The 22829-nt window shown below is 40.0% G+C and carries 17 protein-coding genes and 4 tRNA genes; 14 read left to right on the forward strand and 7 right to left on the reverse strand.

Annotation, left to right across the window (positions count from 1 at the left end):
• The first annotated feature begins 92 nt into the window (after positions 1–92).
• Positions 93–1517 carry a tRNA (N6-isopentenyl adenosine(37)-C2)-methylthiotransferase MiaB gene (gene miaB, locus PARA_RS06680; RefSeq protein ID WP_041918247.1) on the forward strand — a complete coding sequence of 475 codons (1425 nt, stop codon included), beginning with the start codon at positions 93–95 and terminating at the stop codon, positions 1515–1517.
• A gap of 138 nt (positions 1518–1655) precedes the next feature.
• Here the strand turns inward: miaB and PARA_RS06685 are convergent.
• The 5 genes from PARA_RS06685 to PARA_RS06705 all read right to left on the reverse strand — a co-directional run bounded on the left by PARA_RS06685 (position 1656) and on the right by PARA_RS06705 (position 3322).
• Positions 1656–1731 (reverse strand) — tRNA-Lys (locus tag PARA_RS06685).
• 18 nt (positions 1732–1749) lie between these two features.
• Positions 1750–1836, reverse strand: a tRNA-Leu gene (locus PARA_RS06690).
• A gap of 4 nt (positions 1837–1840) precedes the next feature.
• Positions 1841–1916 (reverse strand) — tRNA-Gly (locus PARA_RS06695).
• A 154-nt stretch (positions 1917–2070) separates the two neighbouring features.
• The gene (pgsA, locus tag PARA_RS06700; RefSeq protein WP_014065087.1) at positions 2071–2628 is read right to left on the reverse strand and encodes a CDP-diacylglycerol--glycerol-3-phosphate 3-phosphatidyltransferase; all 558 of its coding nucleotides are present in this window, start codon (positions 2626–2628) and stop codon (positions 2071–2073) included.
• Positions 2629–2719: 91 nt separating this feature from the next.
• Positions 2720–3322, reverse strand: a complete 603-nt coding sequence (locus PARA_RS06705) for a peroxiredoxin C (protein WP_014065088.1) — start codon at positions 3320–3322, stop codon at positions 2720–2722.
• 141 nt (positions 3323–3463) lie between these two features.
• Between PARA_RS06705 and metC the strand changes: the two genes are divergently transcribed.
• From metC to PARA_RS06720, 3 genes are all read left to right on the forward strand, one after another.
• A complete protein-coding gene (gene metC / locus PARA_RS06710; protein ID WP_014065089.1) occupies positions 3464–4654 on the forward strand; it encodes a cystathionine beta-lyase in 1191 nt (396 codons plus the stop codon).
• Between the two features lie 91 nt (positions 4655–4745).
• A complete protein-coding gene (mpl, locus tag PARA_RS06715) occupies positions 4746–6101 on the forward strand; it encodes a UDP-N-acetylmuramate:L-alanyl-gamma-D-glutamyl-meso-diaminopimelate ligase (protein ID WP_014065090.1) in 1356 nt (451 codons plus the stop codon).
• Positions 6102–6175: 74 nt separating this feature from the next.
• Positions 6176–6682: a DUF2301 domain-containing membrane protein gene (locus PARA_RS06720; RefSeq protein WP_014065091.1), complete on the forward strand. Its 507-nt coding sequence runs from the start codon at positions 6176–6178 to the stop codon at positions 6680–6682.
• A gap of 113 nt (positions 6683–6795) precedes the next feature.
• On the opposite strand, the gene PARA_RS06725 is transcribed toward PARA_RS06720, so the two are convergent.
• A tRNA-Met gene (locus PARA_RS06725) sits at positions 6796–6872 on the reverse strand.
• 192 nt (positions 6873–7064) lie between these two features.
• On the opposite strand from PARA_RS06725, the gene mltA reads away from it, so the two are divergent.
• From mltA to rlmKL, 4 genes are all read left to right on the forward strand, one after another.
• On the forward strand, positions 7065–8192 hold the full coding sequence (gene mltA / locus PARA_RS06730) for a murein transglycosylase A (protein ID WP_014065093.1): 1128 nt from the start codon (positions 7065–7067) through the stop codon (positions 8190–8192).
• A complete protein-coding gene (tcdA, locus tag PARA_RS06735) occupies positions 8192–8953 on the forward strand; it encodes a tRNA cyclic N6-threonylcarbamoyladenosine(37) synthase TcdA (protein ID WP_014065094.1) in 762 nt (253 codons plus the stop codon). Before mltA ends, tcdA begins: the two co-directional genes overlap by 1 nt.
• A 168-nt stretch (positions 8954–9121) precedes the next feature.
• A complete protein-coding gene (znuA, locus tag PARA_RS06740) occupies positions 9122–10120 on the forward strand; it encodes a zinc ABC transporter substrate-binding protein ZnuA (protein WP_014065095.1) in 999 nt (332 codons plus the stop codon).
• A 118-nt stretch (positions 10121–10238) separates the two neighbouring features.
• Positions 10239–12374, forward strand: coding sequence for a bifunctional 23S rRNA (guanine(2069)-N(7))-methyltransferase RlmK/23S rRNA (guanine(2445)-N(2))-methyltransferase RlmL (gene rlmKL, locus PARA_RS06745; protein WP_014065096.1), 2136 nt, complete (start codon positions 10239–10241; stop codon positions 12372–12374).
• A 35-nt stretch (positions 12375–12409) separates the two neighbouring features.
• Here the strand turns inward: rlmKL and PARA_RS06750 are convergent, their stop codons facing one another.
• The gene (locus PARA_RS06750) at positions 12410–14314 is read right to left on the reverse strand and encodes a monovalent cation:proton antiporter-2 (CPA2) family protein (RefSeq protein ID WP_014065097.1); all 1905 of its coding nucleotides are present in this window, start codon (positions 14312–14314) and stop codon (positions 12410–12412) included.
• A 167-nt stretch (positions 14315–14481) separates the two neighbouring features.
• Between PARA_RS06750 and PARA_RS06755 the strand changes: the two genes are divergently transcribed.
• From PARA_RS06755 to dcuC, 6 genes are all read left to right on the forward strand, one after another.
• Entirely contained in the window at positions 14482–14934 is a 453-nt protein-coding gene (locus tag PARA_RS06755; protein ID WP_014065099.1) for a DUF441 domain-containing protein, read from the forward strand.
• Positions 14935–15324: a DUF423 domain-containing protein gene (locus PARA_RS06760; protein ID WP_014065100.1), complete on the forward strand. Its 390-nt coding sequence runs from the start codon at positions 14935–14937 to the stop codon at positions 15322–15324.
• Complete coding sequence (gene hrpA / locus PARA_RS06765; protein WP_041918248.1) at positions 15321–19235, forward strand: ATP-dependent RNA helicase HrpA; 3915 nt, start codon at positions 15321–15323, stop codon at positions 19233–19235. Before PARA_RS06760 ends, hrpA begins: the two co-directional genes overlap by 4 nt.
• A 275-nt stretch (positions 19236–19510) precedes the next feature.
• Positions 19511–20680, forward strand: a complete 1170-nt coding sequence (locus tag PARA_RS06770; RefSeq protein WP_014065102.1) for an AAA family ATPase — start codon at positions 19511–19513, stop codon at positions 20678–20680.
• A complete protein-coding gene (locus PARA_RS06775) occupies positions 20680–21123 on the forward strand; it encodes a type II toxin-antitoxin system VapC family toxin (protein WP_014065103.1) in 444 nt (147 codons plus the stop codon). Before PARA_RS06770 ends, PARA_RS06775 begins: the two co-directional genes overlap by 1 nt.
• A gap of 332 nt (positions 21124–21455) precedes the next feature.
• Positions 21456–22814, forward strand: coding sequence for an anaerobic C4-dicarboxylate transporter DcuC (gene dcuC / locus PARA_RS06780; RefSeq protein ID WP_014065104.1), 1359 nt, complete (start codon positions 21456–21458; stop codon positions 22812–22814).
• The last annotated feature ends 15 nt before the right edge of the window (positions 22815–22829 follow it).

The following is a 22829-nucleotide window of genomic DNA, read 5'->3' on the forward strand; positions in this document are numbered from 1 at the left end:
TAAAAGTCCATTTTACACTAGCCAGAATTGCCACAAATCTGTACAATAGCCGACCGATTTTATCTTTTTACTAATCTTTATTTTTAAGCAATATGACGCAAAAATTACATATTAAAACATGGGGCTGTCAGATGAATGAGTATGATTCATCAAAAATGGCCGATCTTCTCTTAAATACACATGGTTTGGAATTAACTGATATTCCAGAAGAAGCAGATGTGTTACTTCTTAACACCTGTTCTATCCGTGAAAAAGCACAAGAAAAAGTGTTCCATCAGTTAGGTCGTTGGAAAGAATTAAAAAAACAAAATCCAAACTTAGTGATTGGTGTGGGCGGTTGTGTGGCTTCACAAGAAGGTGAGCATATTCGTCATCGTGCGCCTTATGTGGATATTGTATTTGGTCCGCAAACTTTACATCGTTTGCCTGAAATGATTAACCAAATTCGTGGCGGTAAAAGTTCGGTGGTGGATGTGAGTTTCCCTGAAATTGAGAAATTTGACCGTTTACCGGAACCTCGTGCAGAAGGTCCAACTGCGTTTGTGTCCATTATGGAAGGCTGTAATAAATATTGTACTTACTGTGTGGTGCCTTATACCCGTGGTGAAGAAGTGAGCCGTCCTGTTGATGATGTGTTATTTGAAATTGCGCAGTTGGCAGAGCAAGGTGTACGTGAAATTAATTTATTAGGCCAAAACGTAAACGCATATCGCGGCCCGACATTTGATGGTGGTATTTGTACATTTGCAGAATTATTACGTTTAGTGGCATCTATTGATGGTATCGACCGTTTGCGTTTTACCACCAGCCACCCAATCGAATTTACTGATGATATTATTGATGTGTATCGTGATACGCCTGAGTTGGTAGACTTCGTACACTTACCAGTACAAGCTGGTTCAGACCGTATTTTAACCATGATGAAACGGGGTCATACCGCGTTAGAATATAAATCAATCATTCGTAAATTACGTGCAGTGCGTCCAAATATTCAAATCAGCTCAGATTTCATTGTTGGCTTCCCAGGTGAAACCAAGGAAGAGTTTGAACAAACGATGAACCTGATCGCGCAAGTGAATTTTGATATGAGCTTCAGCTTTATCTATTCTGCACGTCCAGGCACACCTGCAGCAGATATGCCAGATGATGTTACTGAAGAAGAGAAAAAACAACGTCTCTATCTTTTACAAGAGCGTATCAACCAACAAGCTGCACAATATAGTCGCCGTATGCTTGGTACAGAGCAACGTGTATTGGTAGAAGGGCCGTCTAAGAAAGATATTATGGAATTAACAGGACGTACTGAAAACAATCGTATTGTGAATTTCCAAGGCTCACCAGATATGATTGGTAAGTTTGTCGATATCAAGATTACCGATGTTTATACTAACTCTCTACGTGGTGAAGTGGTGCGTACTGAAGACCAAATGGGATTACGTATTGCACAATCTCCACAAGAAGTGATGAACCGTACTCGTAAAGAAGATGAATTAGGTGTAGGACGTTATCACGGCTAATCATTTAAAGTGAATATGGATAAGTAACCGTACGAGAGTGCGGTTATTTTTTTATATGTTTTTAGAAAAAGAGAGTAGGAAAGTCTTTATCCTAAATTTTAGGCATAAAAAAACACCCGTTAAGGTGCTGATTTAAAGTGGTGGGTCGTGAAGGATTCGAACCTTCGACCAACGGATTAAAAGTCCGCTGCTCTACCGACTGAGCTAACGACCCACTGGTACAATTTTGAAATGGTGCCCGAAGCCAGACTTGAACTGGCACGCCTCGAAAGGCGAGGGATTTTAAATCCCTTGTGTCTACCGATTCCACCACTCGGGCAAATTGGAGCGGGAAACGAGGCTCGAACTCGCGACCCCGACCTTGGCAAGGTCGTGCTCTACCAACTGAGCTATTCCCGCGTTTGCTTGTTGCCAAACAACGGGGCGTATTTTACGGATTTATCGTATTGTGTCAAATAAAATTCGTAAAAAAGTTTTTGATTGGTTAAAAATAATTCAAAAACAAAAGGTGCGATTAAAATAACCGCACCTTTCATTTAAAATTTAGCCAATTCTATAATTCAATGTTATCTAACAAGCTGCCTTTGGCTGCTTTTAAGTATTGGAGCATAGACCAAACCGTTAAAATCGCAGCTAAATAGAGCAATATAATTGCCAGCGTTTCCATATACACATTATATCGCCAGAGTAATCCACCTAAAGCGAGCATTTGAGAGGTGGTTTTCACTTTTCCTAGCCATGAAACGGCCACTTTATTACGTTCACCTAATTCAGCCATCCATTCGCGTAAAGCAGAGATAATGATTTCACGAGAAATCATGATAATCGCTGGAATAGTAATCCAGAAAGAATGTTGATATTCCACAATTAATACAAGTGCGGTAATAACCATCACTTTATCAGCTACAGGATCAAGGAAAGCACCGAAACGGGTTGTTTGTTTTAATTTTCGTGCGAGATAGCCATCAAACCAGTCGGTGACACCGGCAATAAAGAAAATGAGCGTTGTAATAAAAGGAGCAGAAGGGATTGGTAAATAAAATGCCACGACGAAGAATGGGATTAAAATCACTCGGAGAATCGTCAGAAAAATAGGAATATTATATTTCATAAAAAATAACCGCACTTTGGTTAAAGATACGCTCATTCTAAAGGATCTACAAAAATAAAAAAAGCCACTTAATGTGGCTTTTTCTTAAAAATTAAAGTTTGTCAGCGTTTTGTTTCAAGTATTTAGCAACACCTTCAGGGCTGTCTTTCATACCTTCTTTGCCTTTTTCCCATTGAGCAGGGCAAACTTCACCGTGTTCTTCGTGGAATTGTAATGCATCTACCATACGTAACATTTCATCGATGTTACGACCTAATGGTAAGTCATTAACCACTTGGTGACGAACAACGCCGTTTTTGTCAATTAAGAATGAACCACGTAACGCAACACCTTCTTCAGGGTGTTCGATACCGTATGCTTTAGCGATTTCGTGTTTAACGTCGGCAGCTAATGCATATTTAACTGCACCGATACCGCCGTTTTCAGTTGGGGTATTACGCCATGCATTGTGAGTGAATTCTGAGTCGATAGATACACCAACAACTTCAACACCACGTTTTTTGAACTCTTCGTAACGGTGGTCGAATGCGATTAACTCAGATGGGCAAACGAAAGTAAAGTCTAATGGATAGAAGAATAATACTGCCGCTTTACCATTGATGTGTTTCTTGAAATTGAAGTTATTAACGATTTCTCCGTTGCCTAAAACTGCAGCGCAAGTAAAATCTGGAGCTTGACGAGTTACTAATACCATAGTCATAATTCCTATATGAAAGTTAATAAAAATTTTGCGGATGCAAAAAGTCGCCGATTATTTTAAGAAAATTAACCGCACTTTAACAGCTGTTTTTATCTATTGAATTAATTAATATTGTCTAAGTTACAGGTGAAATATATGTCAGAACATCATACCTTATCGACCACACTGGTTCATGCAGGGCGTAAAAAGCGCTTTACTCAAGGTTCTGTTAACCCCGTGGTTCAGCGTGCATCTTCTTTAGTATTTGAAACTATTGCAGATAAAAAACATTGTACAAAAAATCGTTACAAGGGTGAACTTTTCTACGGTCGTCGTGGCACGTTAACACACTTTGCACTTCAGGATTTAATGTGTGAAATGGAAGGCGGAGCTGGTTGTTACCTTTATCCTTGTGGCGCTGCAGCGGTAACAAATGCTATTTTATCCTTTGTGGAAACAGGCGATCATGTCTTAATGACAGGGGCTGCCTATGAGCCGACACAAGATTTTTGTAATGTAATTTTGAAAAAAATGCATATTGATACGACCTATTATGATCCCATGATAAGCGCAGATGTTGCCAAACTCGTGCAGCCAAATACGAAAGTTTTATTTTTAGAGTCGCCAAGCTCTTTAACGATGGAAGTACCTGATATTCCTGCGATTGTTAAAGCGGTTCGAGAAGTAAGCCCTGAAATCGTCGTTATGATCGATAATACATGGGCAGGGGGCGTACTATTCAAAGCGTTAGAACACGATATTGATATCTCTATTCAAGCAGGGACCAAATATTTAGTGGGGCATTCTGATATTATGATTGGTACTGCTGTGGCTAATGCACGTACTTGGGATAAATTGCGCGAGCATTCTTATTTAATGGGACAAATGGTTGATGCAGATTCCGCTTATACGACAGCTCGTGGCATTCGCACCTTAGGTGTACGATTAAAACAACATCATGAAAGTAGTTTAAAAATCGCCAAATGGTTGAGTGAACAACCCCAAGTTAAAGCAGTGTATCATCCTGCGTTACCAAGCTGTCCAGGTCATGAAAACTTTAAGCGTGACTTTACCGGCGCAAGCGGTTTATTCTCTTTTGAATTACATAAACGTTTAAACGATGAAGAGCTTGCCGCCTTTATGGATCATTTTGAGCTTTTCACAATGGCTTATTCTTGGGGGGGGTTTGAATCGCTCATTTTATGTAATCAACCAGAAGAAATTGCGAAAATTCGCCCAGGTATTGAGCGTAAATTAACAGGTTCATTAATTCGTGTGCATATTGGATTTGAAGACACGGATGAATTAATTGCCGATCTTCAAGCAGGCTTTGACCGAATCAAATAAGAAAGAGGGCTGTTTATGTAAACAGCCCTTATTTACTCAATCTTTGAGTTGATTTATCATAGTCAGCATTTTTAGCAACTAGAGAAGAACAATGAAACATATTCATATTTTAGGCATCTGCGGGACCTTTATGGGCGGTGTCGCGATGATTGCCAAACAAATGGGCTATAAAGTAACAGGTTCCGATACCAATGTTTACCCACCGATGAGCACTTTTTTACAAGAGCAGGGCATTGAAATTATTCCCAATTATGATGTGGCTCAACTTCAGCCTGCACCCGATATGGTGATTGTCGGAAATGCCATGAAACGTGGTAATCCTTGCGTGGAATATGTTTTAGATAATGCCTTGCCTTACACATCAGGTCCACAATGGTTACACGACCATTTATTGCGTAATCGTTGGGTGTTAGCAGTTTCAGGTACACATGGTAAAACCACAACAACGGGTATGTTGGCCTGGATTTTAGAACAAAATGGGTTAAAACCAGGTTTCCTAATCGGTGGTATTGCGGGGAATTTTGGTACATCTGCTCGTTTAGGGGAAAGCGAGTTCTTCGTGATTGAAGCGGATGAGTACGATACGGCGTTCTTTGACAAACGTTCTAAATTTGTACATTACAATCCGAAAACTTTGATCATTAACAATATCAGCTTCGATCATGCTGATATCTTCGATGATCTTCATGCGATCCAGCGTCAATTCCATCATATGATCCGAACTATTCCTTCTACAGGACGTGTTCTTTCTTTTGCTGATGAGCAGAGTGTAAAAGAAACGCTCAATATGGGTTGTTGGTCAGAACAGCAATTTATCGGTAAAGATAAAGAATGGTTTGCGGAACGTATTACCAATGATTGTTCAGAATTTGCTGTATTCCATCACGGTAAAAAAGTGGCTGAAGTGAAATGGAATATTGTCGGACAGCACAATATGCACAATGCGTTAATGGCGATTGTGGCGGCTTACCATGCGGGTATCAAAATTGAAGATGCATGTCAGGCATTGGGCAGCTTTATCAATGCAAAACGTCGTTTAGAAGTGAAGGGGGAAGTAAACGGTATTACGGTTTATGATGACTTCGCTCACCATCCAGAAGCCATTCTGGCGACACTTACTGCGTTGCGTGATAAAGTAGGTGGTGGCGTACGTATTCTTGCCGTATTAGAGCCTCGTTCAAACACCATGAAAATGGGCGTACATAAAGATGAAATTGCGCCAGCGCTTGGACGTGCTGATGCGGTATTTATGTTACAACCAGATAATATTCCATGGGATGTGGCTGAAATTGCGGGACAATGTGTACAACCGGCACATTACACTGGAAGCGTTGATAAATTAGTCGATATGATTGTGGCAGAAGCGAAACCAAGGGATCAGATTCTTGTGATGTCAAATGGTAGCTTTGGTGGAATTCATCAAAAGATTTTAGATCGATTAAAATAATCTCAATGCAAAGTGCGGTCAAAAATGAGGGTGTTTTTGACCGCACTTTTTATCATCAAAAATAAGGAAATAGCATGGCTGATCCACATATTCAATCTCCAATGGATGTTTGGGATAAACTCACCGTCATTATTTATCGTACAGGTTTTGTCATTGCGGCATTTAGCATCTTGACTTTAACTTGGTATCCTCAACAGGCTCAAATTGCCGTGTTGATTGCGGCAACTTGTTGTGCGTCATCCCTTCATATTTATTTAAAACATTTCCGCTTAACATTCCAATTTGCCACCTGGCTTGCACTTTTATGTGCGCTTTTAGGTTGGCATGAATTAGCGTTAGGTGGCGCATTGGTCACACTGGGCGGTTTATGCTTTAAAGAATACTTCTGTTTTAGAGTACCGCTATTAAATTTACAACCTGCATTTGTCGCTGCACTTTGGTTTGCTTGGGTATTTGAAGGAGGTTGGATTGCCCGAATTTTGTCGGTGATCGTTGGGGGATTATTATTGATTCTTGCGGTTCAAAAATGGCGAATGCCATTGCATTTTGATATTGGCGATAAAACAAAGTATCAAATCTAATAAGATTGATAGATAAAGGCATAATGTTTCACGACATGTGCCTTTTTATTTCGATTCAATTTTATCTTTATCTAAAAACGAAAAAAGCACCGAAATTTCGGTGCTTTGTAATTTGGTTGCGGGGGCCGGATTTGAACCGACGGCCTTCGGGTTATGAGCCCGACGAGCTACCAAGCTGCTCCACCCCGCGTCTGATGGCGCGTAATATACTCGTTTCAAAAATTATTGCAAGATTTAAACTGAATTTGACTTTCCGTTTGTTAAGAAAATAAACAAAATGAATATTAATTAACCATTTTATGAAATAGTGCTAGTCCTCAAAGGGAATTTTTGATAGCGTATGCAACTTTGTATTGAGTTAGTTTAATTTAGGAAAATAAGAATGAAATTTCGTCAAAATCTCGCTGTAAAAATGCTCTCTGTAATGGCGGCAGTTTCGGTGCTTGCGTCATGTGGTTCAGCACCAAGTAAAGTCTCTTCTAAAAATAATTCTAGCTTGCCGCGTACAGCAACGGGCGATGATCCACAAAAATTTGGGGCAAAGTATAGCGGACGTACTTATCAACAAGCTATTTTAAGCCCTGTGGCTTCTGTGGATAACAAAAGTGCGGTTGTAAACCAAGGTGATTTTTTAACACAGCTCTCTAACGTGCGTGGCTACTCAAGCTCAATTACCAATCGCTTTGCTGCGAATTATGGCAAAATCACAAACTGGGTGCTTGCAGGAGCAAATGTAAATGAATTAGCACAATACGGCATTAACCCTCAAATTATGAAAGGTTTTGATGGTTATCAAAACGTCTTGATGACGGGATATTATTCGCCGGTTATTCATGCTCGCCGCACTGCACAAGGCAAATACCAATACCCAATTTATGCGATGCCAAGTTATAAACGTTATAGTCGTGCGGAAATTTACAATGGTGCATTGGCAGGGAAGGGCTTAGAGCTTGCTTATAGTGATTCAATGATGGATAACTTCTTACTTGGCGTACAGGGGAGTGGTTATGTTGATTACGGCGATGGTAATTTAAATTATTTAGCCTATGCGGGGCAAAATGGTTATAAATATCAAGCGGTTGGTCGTTTGTTAGTAGAAGATGGTGAAATTCCAAAAGAAAAAATGTCTATTCAAGCGATTCGTGAATGGGGGAAAGCAAACCCATCTCGCGTACGAGAATTGTTAGAACGTAATCCATCTTATGTTTTCTTTAAAAACGATCCAACAGGTAAAGTGAAAGGTTCTGCAGGTGTGCCTTTAGTGCCAATGGCTGCTGTTGCTTCTGATCGCAATGTCATTCCTTCTGGAACCGTATTATTGGTTGAAGTACCTGATATTGATAATGAGGGTAACTGGATGGGCACACACAAATTACACTTAATGGTGGCACTTGATGTGGGCGGAGCAGTAAATGGTCACCACTTTGATTTATACCGTGGTATTGGCGATCAAGCGGGTCACATCGCTGGTTTATCAAAACACTATGGACGCGTTTGGGTTCTACAATAATGGCTCGTGTCGATAACTACGAACAACGTTTTGGCGGCATTGGTCGCCTTTATACACCAGAAGGCTTGGCGCGTTTGCGTCAGGCTCATGTGTGCGTCATTGGTATTGGCGGTGTAGGTTCGTGGGTGGTGGAAGCGCTTGCGCGAAGTGGCGTAGGGCAGATCACAATGATTGATATGGATGATATTTGTGTCACTAATATTAATCGTCAGCTTCCTGCGTTGAGTGGCAATATTGGCAAGCTTAAAACAGAAGTGATGGCCGAGAGAGTTAAGCTGATTAATCCAGAATGTGTGATAAATGTCATTGATGATTTCATCTCACCGGATAATCAAGCCGAATATTTAAATCGTGGCTATGATTATGTCATTGATGCCATTGATAATGTGAAAACCAAAGCGGCGATGATTGCCTATTGCAAACGTAATAAAATCAAGATTATTACTATTGGTGGCGCAGGTGGTCAGACAGATCCATCCAAAATCCAAATTGCGGATTTAAGCAAAACGATCCAAGATCCATTATTGGCGAAAGTGCGGTCAGTTTTACGTAAGGATTTTAATTTTACCCAAAATCCACAACGTAAGTTCGCAGTTGATGCGGTGTTTTCCAGTCAGCCTCTGATTTTCCCTAAAATGAGCGAGGGCTGTGAAGTATCAGCCACCATGAATTGTGCAAATGGCTTTGGTGCAGCAACCATGATCACCGCAACCTTTGGATTCTTTGCCGTTTCTAGGGTAATAGACAAGTTATTAAAATAAAGAAATGGAGCAACGTGAAAACGTTGCTTTTTCTTTATGAATAAAAGTATTTAATAAGATGAAGAAATATCACTTCATTTTTTTAATTTGAAATGTTGCAATTTTATCAAAAAAGCGTAGTCTATGTTGGCTTTGAGAATAATTCCCAATAAAAGTAAGGAAACAAAAATGAAACAAGTATTAAAAATGAGTGCAATTTCTACCGCACTTTTAACACTTCCAATGATGGCAAATGCAGATGTATTGGCATCCGTAAAACCCCTCGGTTTTATTACATCGTCTATTGCTAATGGTGTAACGGATACGCAAATTTTAGTGCCTGCTGGTGCTTCTCCACATGATTACAGCTTAAAACTTTCAGATGTGCAAAAAGTGAAATCGGCGGATTTAGTGCTTTGGGTTGGTGAAGATATTGACGCTTTCTTAGCAAAACCAATTAGCCAAATTGATAGCAAAAAAGTCATCAATATTTCTGCGATTCCAGAAATTAAACCACTTTTAAGTAAAGTTCATCATGAACATTACCATGAAGGTGATGAGCATGAGCACGGACATAGCCATGATCACAAACATGGACACGACCATAAACACGAACACGGTCATGACCATGATCATGATCATCACCACCACGATGTTGATGAAAATGGGTTAAGTGTGAACTGGCATTTATGGTATTCACCCGCCATTAGCCAAATTGTGGCACAGAAAGTCGCGGATAAATTAACAGAACAACACCCAGATAAAAAAGAGCTCATTGCGAAAAACTTAGCCGATTTTAACCGCACGTTGACCGAGCAAAGCGACAAGATCAAAGCACAATTAGCGCCACTTAAAGATAAAGGCTTTTTTGTGTTCCATGATGCTTATAGTTATTTCAATGATGCTTATGGTTTAAATCAAACCGGTTATTTCACCATTAATCCATTAGTGGCACCAGGTGCAAAAACCATTGCTCATATCAAAGAAGAGATTGAAGAACACCATGTAAATTGTCTTTTTGCTGAGCCTCAATTCACACCAAAAGTGATTGATTCGCTAGCGCAAAGCACAAAAGTCAATGTAGGTCGTTTAGATCCTATTGGCGATAACGTACAGCTTGGTCCAAATTCTTATGCGAATTTCCTTCAAGCCACCGCTGATAGCTATGCTCAATGTTTAAGTAAATAATTAAAATCTCCCCCTCGCCCCCTCTTTACAAAAGAGGGGGAATATTCTTCAAATATCCCCAAATTTAACCGCACTTTCGTGCTATAATCCGCCCAATTTTTCCCTATCGAGAAAACGCATGAAACAACTATTTGCCACAACTGCCCGTGGTTTTGAAGAACTATTAAAAGTCGAACTGACAGAGCTTGGTGCAACGGAATGTAAAATTGTACAAGGCGGCGTACATTTTCAGGCTGATGATGAAACACTTTATCGCAGCTTATTATGGTCACGTTTGGCTTCGCGTATTTTGTTACCGATTGTAAATGGAAAGGTATATAGTGATTTAGACTTGTATTCAATTGTGACAGGGCAGGATTGGTTAAGTTATTTTGATGAGAAAGCTACATTTTTTGTTGATTTCAACGGAACAAACCAAGAAATTCGTCACACCCAATTTGGTGCGATGCGTGTAAAAGATGCCATTGTGGATTATTTTGAACGCCAAGGGAAAGCGCGTCCAAATGTGGATAAAGACTATCCAGATGTGCGAATTCATGTTTATTTAAATAAAGAAGAACTTGTCGTTTCACTCGATTTAAGTGGCGAAGCATTGCATTTACGTGGCTATCGTGAAGATACAGGGCAAGCGCCTTTACGTGAAACCTTAGCCGCTGCGATAGTGCTTCGTTCAGGTTGGAAAAAAGGGACACCATTAGTGGATCCAATGTGCGGTTCGGGTACTTTGTTAATCGAAGCAGCACAGATGGAAGCACAAATTGCACCGCAATTACATCGTTTACATTGGGGCTTTGATTGCTGGAAAGGGCATAATCAAGATGCTTGGGATAAGGTGAAAGCAGAAGCGGTACAGCAAGCTGAAACTTATTTTAATCAAAATCCAAAACCGCATTTTTATGGCTTCGATCTCGATCATCGCGTACTGAAAAAAGCGCAAAAGAACGCACAAAATGCAGGCGTAGCACACTTAATTCAGTGGAAACAAGGTGATGTCGCCGCATTAAAAAATCCAAGTCCAGATGAAGTGGGAACAGTGATTTGTAACCCGCCTTACGGTGAGCGTTTAGGTACAACTCCTGCTTTGATTGCACTATATTCAGTCTTTGGACAACGTCTTAAAAATGAATTTGGTGGTTGGAATGCGTCGATTTTCAGTAGTGAATCTACGTTGCTTGATTGTTTGCGTATGCGTTCACATCGTCAATTTAAAGCAAAAAATGGTCCGTTAGATTGTGTTCAAAAGAATTATCAAATTTCAGAACGTAAAGAAAGTGCGGCTGAAAATCCGCTTGAATTTGACCGCACTTCAACGGTAGCGGTGGATTTTGCGAATCGTTTGCAGAAAAATATCAAGAAAATTGAAAAATGGGCGAAGCAGCAAGGCCTTGATGCTTATCGTTTATATGATGCCGATTTACCAGAATATAACGTAGCGGTGGATCGTTATGGTGATCATATCGTGGTGCAAGAGTATGCCGCACCCAAAAATATTGATGAAAATAAAGCGCGTCAACGTTTATTGGATGCAGTGACTGCAACCTTGCAAGTCACCGGTATTGAAACCAATAAACTGATTTTGAAAGTGCGTCAAAAACAAAAAGGCACGAATCAATATGAAAAATTGGCTAATAAAGGCGAATATTTCTATGTGAATGAATACGGCGCTCAGCTTTGGGTGAATTTGACGGATTACTTGGATACAGGGTTATTCTTAGATCATCGTTTAACCCGTAAAATGGTTGGCGAAATGGCAAAAGGCAAAGATTTCCTTAATCTTTTTGCTTATACCGGTTCCGCAACAGTGCATGCGGCATTAGGTGGGGCAAAATCGACGACGACCGTGGATATGTCGAACACCTATTTAAACTGGGCAGAGCAAAACCTGATTTTAAATGATATCGAAGGCAAACAGCACAAGCTCATACAAGCAGATTGTTTGCAGTGGTTAGAGAAATGTGATCGACAGTTTGATTTGATTTTCGTGGATCCGCCAACATTCTCGAATTCTAAGCGTATGGAAGATAGCTGGGATGTACAACGTGACCATATTAAATTGATGCGTAACCTCAAACGTATTTTACGCCCTAACGGCACCGTCGTGTTCTCGAACAATAAACGTGGTTTTAAAATGGACTTTGAGGCGTTAGATGAATTGGGATTAAGTGCGGTCGAAATTTCAGCGAAAACTTTACCGCTTGATTTTGAGCGTAATAAACAAATCCATAATTGCTGGATTGTAACACTGAAAGCCTAATAAAAAGCCCGATAATGATTTATCGGGCTTTTTTATTATTCAACTTCTTTTTGTTTTTCGGTTTCAGAATCATCATGAAGAAGGGTTTCAACCGCTGCTTCGTCATTGGTGTCATCTTCTTTTTCTAAGATCTCAGCCGTTTCCTCATTGAGTGCTTCAGCATCAGAATGTGGTTTAATGAAAGGTTTTGGCATCCAATATTTTCGGATGATGTCTGTAGAAAAACCATGTAAAACTTCTTCATTCAATCGTTCTTGATCTAAGTAACGAACTTCTGCAATGACCTCGTCAGCTTCAATTTTATTGATACCTAATTGCATTAGTGTTGCATGACTGAGCGTGAGGGCAGACTCAAAGGTCTCACGTACAATAAAGTCCACATCTTGCTTGATAAGATTCACGGTTGTTCTGCGGTCATAAGTTCGCGCCAAAATAGGGAGTTTCGGATAAGCATCTTTCAAATTCTGAACGATGTTTTCAATACGTTGTGTATCATTAATCCCAATGACGACACATTTAGCTTTTTCGATACCGGCAGTGCGTAATACATCAAGACGAATACCATCACCGTAATAAACTTTAAAACCGAATTTCGCTGCCGCACGGATGTTCTCGATGTTGCGGTCAATCACCGATACGTTAATGCCACGAACAAGAAGCGATTGACACACAATTTGGCTGAAACGACCAAAACCAATTACGAGCACGCTATCTTCTAAATCCACAATTGGATCAAGATCGCTAGTATCGATTTTTTCCTCTTGATTTGCTGATTTGCGTTGGTTGATTTTACGCATTAATAAACCAATTAATGGGGAGAATAACATCGAGATAATGACTGCAGCGGTAAAAGTCGCATTTTGATCTTTTGTCATCACGCCTGCAGTGGTTGCAGCAGAGAAGAGTACGAATGCAAATTCACCACCGTGCGCCATAATGGTCATTCGCCCAACAGATTCGGTGCGGTCTAGTTTTGTAATACGCGCCACGGTATAAACGGCTAAGGCTTTGCCGACGATGTAAAGGCATACGATACCTAACAACCAAACCGCATCATTGAAGACTAAACTGAGGTCAAGCGACATTCCCACGCCCATAAAGAAGAGACCGAGCAATAAACCACGGAATGGTTCAATATCGGCTTCTAATTGGTGGCGGAATGCGGATTCTGAAAGCATCACACCCGCAACGAATGCGCCCATCGCCATTGAAAGGCCACTCGCTTCCATCGCTAATGCCGCACCTAATACGACAAGCAAGGCGGCGGCTGTCATCATTTCACGAATGTGAGCTTTTGAAATTAAGCGGAAAATAGGGTTCATTAACCATTTACCGGCAACCACTAAACCGACAACGGCGCCGAGTGCAATAGCAATAGATGTCCAGTTGGTTTGATGTTCAATGTGTTTGGTTTCAGGCGTTAAAAAGGCAATAGAAGCCAATAATGGCACAATGGATAAATCTTCAAAAATTAAGGTTGAAATCACCCGTTGGCCTTTTGGTGTATTCGTAATGCCGCGTTCTTCTAATACCTGCATTACGATAGCAGTAGAGGAGAGCGTAAAGCCCATACCTGCAATAAACGCGACTTCTTTAGGAAGATTTAATATATAGATACCGGCAAAGGTAAGCAGTGCACCACATAGCCCTACTTGTAGAAAACCTCGCCCAAAGATTGCTTTTCTCATTGCCCATAAGCGTTCGGGATGCATTTCCAAACCGATAATGAATAAGAACATCACCACGCCCAGTTCCGCCATATGGAGAACTGATTCCGCATCTTCTATCATGCCAAATACCGAAGGACCAATTAAACAACCTGCCACTAAATAACCCAACACGCTACCTAAGCCAATACGCTTGAAAAGCGGCACGATAGTGACACTGGTAGCAAGCAGGACAACAGTTTTAATTAATTCAGGGCTGACGGCATTCGACATAGGGCAAAAAACCTTAGTAAAAACAGGAAGTATGAGAAGAAAGTTGACTTGTATTCTAGCCTTTTTTCACTAAATAAAAAACACAGAAAAGCAAGAAATTGGTATAATTTACAAAAACTTTACACGCATAAAAATGGTCAGTTTTTTGACCGCACTTTAGAGGTATTATGACATTACAATTCAATATGGTCGCGTTGTTATTGGTTTTCTTAATTGTTTTAGGCTTAATTAGCCAAAATAGCGCGATTACCATCTCAGCCGCCGTGCTGTTAATCATGCAGCAAACCTTATTATCCAAATACATTCCTATACTCGAACAATACGGTGTCAAAATTGGGATCATCATCTTAACGATTGGTGTGCTTGCGCCGCTAGTGTCGGGAAACATTCAACTGCCCGATCTCAGTTCATTTTTAAACTGGAAAATGGGCGTTTCTATTTTAACAGGGGTATTCGTCGCATGGCTTGCAGGGAAAGGCGTCCCATTAATGAGTGAACAACCTGTTTTGGTGACAGGATTATTAATTGGTACGATTATTGGTGTGTCTTTCTTAGGTGGGATTCCGGTAGGTCCACTCATCGCTGCCGGTATTTTAGCGGTATTACTAGGAAAATTTTAAATGAAAAACAAATGGTTATTTATCGCGGGATTAAGCGGTTTTTTATGTGTGGCGATTGGCGCTTTTGCCGCCCACGGATTAAGCAAAGTTTTAGAGCCTAAAGAATTAGCGTGGATTGAAACAGGTGTGAGATATCAAATGTTCCACACCATTGCAATTTTTGCGATTGGCATTTTGCAATTATGCCGTGAAGCATTGGTTACCAACAAAATGGCTAATTTCGCTGCAGGGACTTGGGCTTACGGTATTCTTCTTTTTAGCGGTAGTCTTTATGCACTTGCCCTTGGCGCTAGCAAATTCCTTGTTTGGGTGACACCGATTGGCGGAACGTTATTTTTAATTGGTTGGCTTTGCTTGGCTTACGGTAGTTTTAAAAGTAAATCAGTATGAAGAACAAATCAGTCAAACGTGAATTAAATCCGATACAACAATCTCTCTTTTCGAAACTCAACGGTATTATGCTGGTGGATCAACGTCGTTTATCCGCTCGTATTCATGGTATTGGAAAAATTAAAAGCCAAGAAGCTCAACAAGCTGTGGCTGCTGAAATTCAGCAACAGATTGAACAGGTTCAATTACGTGTAGAAAATCGTAAAAGTGCGGTTAAAAATCCGATTGTTTTTCCAGAGAGTTTGCCCGTTAGCCAACGCAAAGCAGAAATTCAAAAACTGCTTTCTGAACATCAGGTCATTGTGGTGGCAGGGGAAACCGGTTCAGGTAAAACCACCCAATTGCCAAAAATGTGTTTGGAATTAGGTTTCGGCAATTTGGGCATGATTGGTCATACTCAGCCTCGCCGTATTGCCGCTCGTTCAGTGGCAGCGCGTATTGCAGAAGAGCTGGAAACAGAGCTTGGTGGTTTAGTTGGTTATAAGGTTCGTTTTAATGATCAAATCAGTGATGATACACAAATCAAATTGATGACCGATGGGATCTTATTAGCAGAAATTCAAAACGATCGTTTTCTCAATCAATATTCTTGTTTGATTATCGACGAAGCTCACGAACGCAGTCTGAACAATGATTTTATTCTTGGTTATCTGAAACAGCTTTTACCACGTCGTCGTGATTTAAAACTTATCATCACTTCTGCGACCATTGATGTGGAACGCTTTTCCAAACATTTCAACAATGCCCCGATTATTGAAGTCTCAGGCAGAACCTATCCTGTTGAAGTACGTTATCGTCCCGTAGTAGAGGAAGACGATCAAGATCAGCTACAAGGCATTCTTAATGCGGTGGATGAACTGCAGGCGGAAGGTCGTGGCGATATTTTGATCTTTATGAATGGTGAGCGAGAAATTCGCGATACTGCCGAAGCCTTACAAAAACAAAATCTAAAACATACGGAAATTCTACCGCTCTTTGCACGCCTTTCTGCGCAAGAGCAAAATAAAATTTTCCACCCAAGCGGATTAAATCGCATTGTATTAGCGACTAACGTCGCGGAAACCTCATTGACCGTGCCGGGCATTAAATATGTGATTGACCCAGGTACAGCACGCATTTCCCGTTATAGCTATCGCACCAAAGTGCAACGTTTACCGATTGAACCTATTTCACAGGCATCTGCTAATCAGCGTAAAGGTCGTTGTGGTCGTGTAAGTGAAGGGATTTGTATTCGTTTATATTCGGAAGAGGATTTTAATTCTCGTCCGGAGTTTACCGATCCTGAAATCCTGCGCACCAATTTAGCCTCCGTTATTTTGCAAATGACGGCATTGGGCTTAGATGATATTGAAGCTTTCCCGTTTGTTGATGCGCCAGATAAACGCCATATTCAAGATGGTATAAAACTGTTGGAAGAATTGGGTGCGTTTGAAATGGTTCGCACTAAAGCGGGCGAGAAACGTCAATTAACGGCAGTAGGCCGTCAATTAGCTCAACTCCCTGTGGATCCTCGTTTAGCGAAGATGTTGCTGACTGCTGTCTCACAAGGTGCGTTGCATGAAGTGATGATTATTGTCGCCGCGTTATCCATTCAAGATCCTCGCGAGCGCCCACAAGAAAAACAACAAGCTTCCGATGAAAAACATCGTCGTTTTGCCGATAAAAAATCGGATTTCTTGGCGTTCTTAAATCTTTGGCGTTATCTACAAGAACAACAAAAAGAATTGAGTAAAAACCAATTCCGTCGTCAATGCCAAAAGGATTTCTTAAATTATTTACGTATTCGTGAATGGCAGGATATTTATCATCAAATTCGTTTAACCGTGCGTGAAATGGGCTTGCCGATTAATTCTGAAAAAGCAGAATATCAGCAAATTCATACCGCACTTTTAAGCGGCTTGCTTTCTCATATTGGTCTAAAAGAATCGGAAAAACAACAATATCTTGGCGCGCGTAATGCCCATTTTGCAATTTTCCCCAATTCTGTGCTTTTCAAAAAACAACCGAAATGGGTGATGGCGGCAGAGTTAGTGGAAACCTCCAAGCTATGGGGGCGTATGGTGGCGGAAATTGAGCCAGAATGGATTGAGCCACTTGCCGAGCATTTAATTAAAAAATCCTATTCAGAACCGCATTGGTCGAAATCCCGTGGGGCGGTAATTGCCGATGAAAAAGTCACGCTTTACGGTGTGCCGATTGTGGCTGCGCGACCGGTGAATTACGGTGCTATTGATCCGACGGTAAGCCGCGAGATCTTTATTCAATCAGCCTTAGTGGAAGGGGATTGGAATACCAAACATAAATTCTTCAAAGAAAATCAACGACTCGTTCGAGAAGTAGAGGAGTTGGAACACAAAAGCCGCCGCCGTGATATTTTGGTGGATGACCGCACGCTTTTTGAATTTTACGATCAGCGTATTGGCACAGAAGTAGTTTCCCAAAAACATTTTGATACCTGGTGGAAAAAGGCGCAGCAAAAAGATCCTGAATTGCTTAATTTTGAACGTTCATTCTTGATTAATGATGATGCGGAACAAGTGAGCAAGCTGGATTTCCCGAATTTCTGGCATCAAGGTAATTTGAAACTCAAACTGACGTATCAATTTGAACCAGGTACCGATGCGGACGGGGTGACCGTGCATATTCCGTTGCCATTGCTCAACCAAGTGGAAATGACCGGCTTTGATTGGCAAATTCCAGGCTTGCGTGAAGAGCTGGTGATCGCGCTGATTAAATCGCTGCCGAAATCTTATCGTCGTAATTTTGTGCCGGCACCTAATTATGCTCAAGCTTTTTTAAGTCGAGCAGTGCCGCTGGAGAAACCATTATTAGATACGCTAATTTATGAATTACGTCGTATGACGGGCGTCACCGTAGAAGCAGAACATTGGAATTGGGAACAAATCCCAAGCCATTTGAAAATGACGTTCCGTGTGGTGGATGAAAACGGCAAGAAAATCGCGGAATCCATGAATTTGGATGAGCTGAAATTCAACTTAAAAGATCGTGTGCAGGAAAGTATTTCTGCTGTAGCAGATGATGGCATTGAGCAAAGCGGATTGCATATTTGGAGTTTTGCAGATTTACCACAATGTTACGAACAAAAACAGCGTGGTTTTAGCGTCAAAGCGTTCCCGGCTATTGTAGATGAAAAAGATGCCGTAGGTATCAAACTGTTTGAAACAGAGTTTGAGCAAGCAGTGGCAATGCAACAAGGTTTGCGTCGATTGTTGCTACTCAATGTGCCATCACCAATTAAGTATCTGCATGAAAAATTGCCGAATAAAGCTAAATTGGGGCTGTATTTTACTCCGTTCGGTCGAGTGTTGGATTTGATCGATGACTGTATCGCTTGTGCGGTGGATAAACTTATTGCCGATTTTGGCGGTTTTGTATGGGATGAGGCAGGCTTTGAAAAATTGCGTGATTTCGTGCGGGAAAATCTGAATGAAGTGACCGTAGATATTGCACAAAAAGTGGAGCAAATTCTCTCCCTTAACCATGCCTTAAACCAACGTTTAAAAGGCAAAATGGATTTCACTATGGCCTTTGCCTTTTCCGATATTAAGGCGCAGTTAAGCGGACTGATTTATCCAGGTTTTGTGCAAAAGAGCGGTTATGATCGCCTACCGGATTTACAGCGTTATCTGCAAGCCGTTGATAAACGTATTGATAAGTTGGCTCAAGATGTAAATCGAGATCGTGCTGCGATGCTACGCGTGGAGCAGGTTCAACAGGCTTATCAACAATTGCTCGCTAAACTGCCAAAATCCAAACCTATTTCTGATGAAGTGGCGGAAATTCGCTATATGATTGAAGAATTAAGGGTGAGTTTATTTGCACAGCAACTAGGGACGAAATATCAGGTATCGGAGAAGCGGGTTTTAGGGGTTATTCAAAATATAGAGTAAGATATCACCAAGGTATTATAGTGATCAACCACAGTATTATAGTGATCAACCACAGTATTTTTCCCCTAATCAAGCCTTAGTTTATCGTGGGAGAAAGGCGGTGAATGTGGTGTTGTGGGGAGATGCTTTATTAATATTGTTTAGTTAACTAAGGAAAAGTTAGCAGATGAGCTATAATGAAAGATAGTATTTTATGTTGATCAGAATAAGAATGGTTGTATTTGGTAAAGTGAAAAATTACCTAAGAAATATTTGCTTTAAAGAGGACATTGCAGATGAATAATATATTGCATTTAAAGAAATTTCATTTTGAGCAAGTCAAAGGCGTCGGCACGATTGAAGCGGAATTATTTCCTAATCAACGGGTTTATACTTTTATTGGGGAAAATGGGATTGGAAAGACAAAGTTTTTAGAAAGTCTGTTTGCTATATTGCTATTTACGAACAAACAAGCAATGAAAACAGATTCTTATATACAGCATTCATTAATTCCTTTTAAATCTGCTACTATCAATGATATTTCTTTCAGTTTTAATGAGAATAGTGGTTTTTCTTTGGGTAATCATAATTATGCATTTATTTCGGCTATGCATTCTTATCCGGTCGTTTATTTATCTGCACAACATCGCGGTGCAATAAATGAGAAAATCTATGAGTATGAAAGAGGAAACGTTTCTAAATTAGGTAATAAATCTAAACGGCAAAAAGGGTATTTAGAGTATTTATTGACAAGTTTTAATGGAAATCCACAACATCTAAAAAATTTGAATATGGATTCTAATATTGAAGAATGGATTGTTCAGCGTGCTTTATCTTCAAATCCTTATCAGTCTAAAGAAGATAATCGAGAGATTGAAATTAAAACATTATTGTCTTTATTAAATAAAGTAGATCATAGAATTGATAAAGATTTCCTCGAAATATCAGGCGATAATCGAGTTTTTCTAAAAATAGAAAATCAAAAACGAGAAATTTCAGAGCTTTCCAGTGGTTTTACTTCTATTTTAAAAATTATCCAATCAATTATTGCTGGATACAGTTATTTCACTAATGAGCTACAGATTGCAAATGTTCCCGGTATAATCTTAATTGATGAAATAGAAAGCCATTTACATAATAAGTGGCAAGTGAATATTGTTCCTTTATTAAAAGAATTATTCCCTAAAACAATCTTTTTTATTACCACTCATTCACCTATTGTAATTAGTCAATTAAAGACCGGTGAAGCCTACCGCTTGAAACGTTGTGAAAATGATGGTGTTGTCTATGCTGAACTTATTGATTACCCAAGCAAAGTTTCTTTCATTGATTTATTAAATGATGCTTTTGATGTAAATTTAAATCGATTAAAAGTTCAAAGAGCTCAAGAAGAAGGGCAACAGGAGGCGAAACAAACCTTGTTAAAATTGGTTCAACAGGAATTAGCTAATTTGGAGACTAAATAATGAAAGGTTATTTATTAGATACAAATTATTTAATTTATTTAGTGGATCCAAATGCAAACTCAAGTAAAAAAGCGGAAGTATTACAAGATTTAGCATTAAAACTTAAAGATCCTGAAACTTTATTGTTTTTGACACCATTAATTCGTTATGAGGTTTTACGTGGTGTAGAATGGGATAATATTGAAAAATTAAATACGTTAAAAAATGCTTTAAAAGCATTTCAGGTAATTGATATTAATGATGATATTTCTGATTTAGCTCGGAATTTATTTCGTTTGGATAAAGCAAATCAAAAAACAGGAAGCACAAAGGTTATTGAAAAGTATCAATTTGATATGTTTCACTTTGCAGCAGCAAAAGAAAATAATTTAGAAATTTTATCAAAAGATCGTGATATGAGTGCAATCGAAAATCTATTTCAGAAAATTCAAGCGATAAGATGATTTCTATAATCTCCTCGATAGCACTCAGATGGCTCACATCTCCCTACGTGTGCTTGTATATTCAATTTAAGGGGCTCGCACCCTAGATAGTGCAAGCATCCACTCTTGTGCTTATTTGGGCCAAGCGAGGGCGCTTGAGCCATCGTTCTGCTTTAAAAAAGTGCGGTCATTTTCTCAAATGTTTTTAACTTCAAAAATTCTATCAAAACCGACCGCACTTTCCCTCCAAACTCTTTTTGTGATCTACCTCAAATTTTCGTATTGAACTGATTTACAACTGCCAATTCAATCGCTATCTTGCTGATATTATTATTTTAATAAAGAGGTAAATTATGGATCTGATTATAGGTTTGATTGCCATTGTTTTGGTGGCATATTATATCGTGAAAGGCTATTCAGCGACCGGTGTGTTGATGTTCGGGGGCTTGGTCTTGTTATTCATTTCAGTGCTGATGGGACATTCGATTTTACCAGAAGGCGTGAAAAGCACCGGTTCCACCTATTTTGATATTTTAGAATATGTGAAATATCTACTCGGTAATCGTGGCGGCGGCTTAGGCTTGATGATTATGGTGTTATGTGGTTTCTCCGTGTACATGACTCATCTTGGTGCTAATGATGTGGTGGTGAAATTGGTTTCAAAACCACTGAAAAATATCCGTTCACCTTATATTTTAATGGTGTTTGCTTACTTCCTTGCATGTTTGATGTCTTTTGCTGTGTCATCTGCAACAGGTTTAGGCGTGTTATTAATGGCGACATTATTCCCTGTCATGGTAAACGTGGGGATTTCACGTGGGGCTGCGGCAGCAATTTGTGCATCGCCAATTTCGATTATCCTTTCCCCAACTTCGGGTGATGTGGTGCTTTCTGCTGAAATTTCAAAAATTCCTTTAGGTGAGTTTGCTTTTAGCACCGCATTGCCGGTTTCGATTTTTGCGATTTTAGGGATTGCTGTCGCACACTTCTTTTGGCAGCGTTATTTAGATAAAAAAGAAGGCGTGCAAGTAGAACGTTTGAATGCAGATGAAATTAAAACCACAGCACCAAACTACTATGCGATTTTGCCATTATTACCCATTATTGGCGTATTGATTTTTGACGGTAAATGGGGCTTACCAAATTTACACATCGTTACTGTGATGGTGCTTTGTTTTATCATTACTGCTGCGGTAGATTTCTTACGTAGCTTTAACGCAAAACAAACGTTTGATAATCTCATTGTGGCATATCGCGGTATGGCAGATGCCTTTGCAGGTGTGGTGATGCTTTTAGTGGCGGCAGGTGTATTTGCACAAAGTTTAAGTACAATCGGCTTTATCACTAATTTAATCGACTCAGCACAATCCTTCGGCGGTTCAGCATTCTTTATGATGTTAGTGCTTGCGGTGATTACCATTTTAGCCACCATGGCGACAGGTTCAGGTAACGCGGCGTTCTATGCTTTTGCAGAATTAATTCCAAAATTAGCCACTCAAATGGGCGTCAATCCAGCGTTCTTAACCATTCCAATGTTACAAGCCTCTAACTTAGGACGTGGTTTATCACCGGTTTCTGGTGTGGTTGTGGCGGTATCCGGTATGGGAAAAATCTCACCATTTGAAATCGTAAAACGTATGTCTGTCCCAATGTTGGTTGGTTTTATTTGTGTGATTATCGGCACAGAAATCTTTGTTTCCGTTGCCGTCTAGATTGATAGGTAAAAA

This window comes from Haemophilus parainfluenzae T3T1, from assembly GCF_000210895.1.
Taxonomy (GTDB): domain Bacteria; phylum Pseudomonadota; class Gammaproteobacteria; order Enterobacterales; family Pasteurellaceae; genus Haemophilus_D; species Haemophilus_D parainfluenzae_A.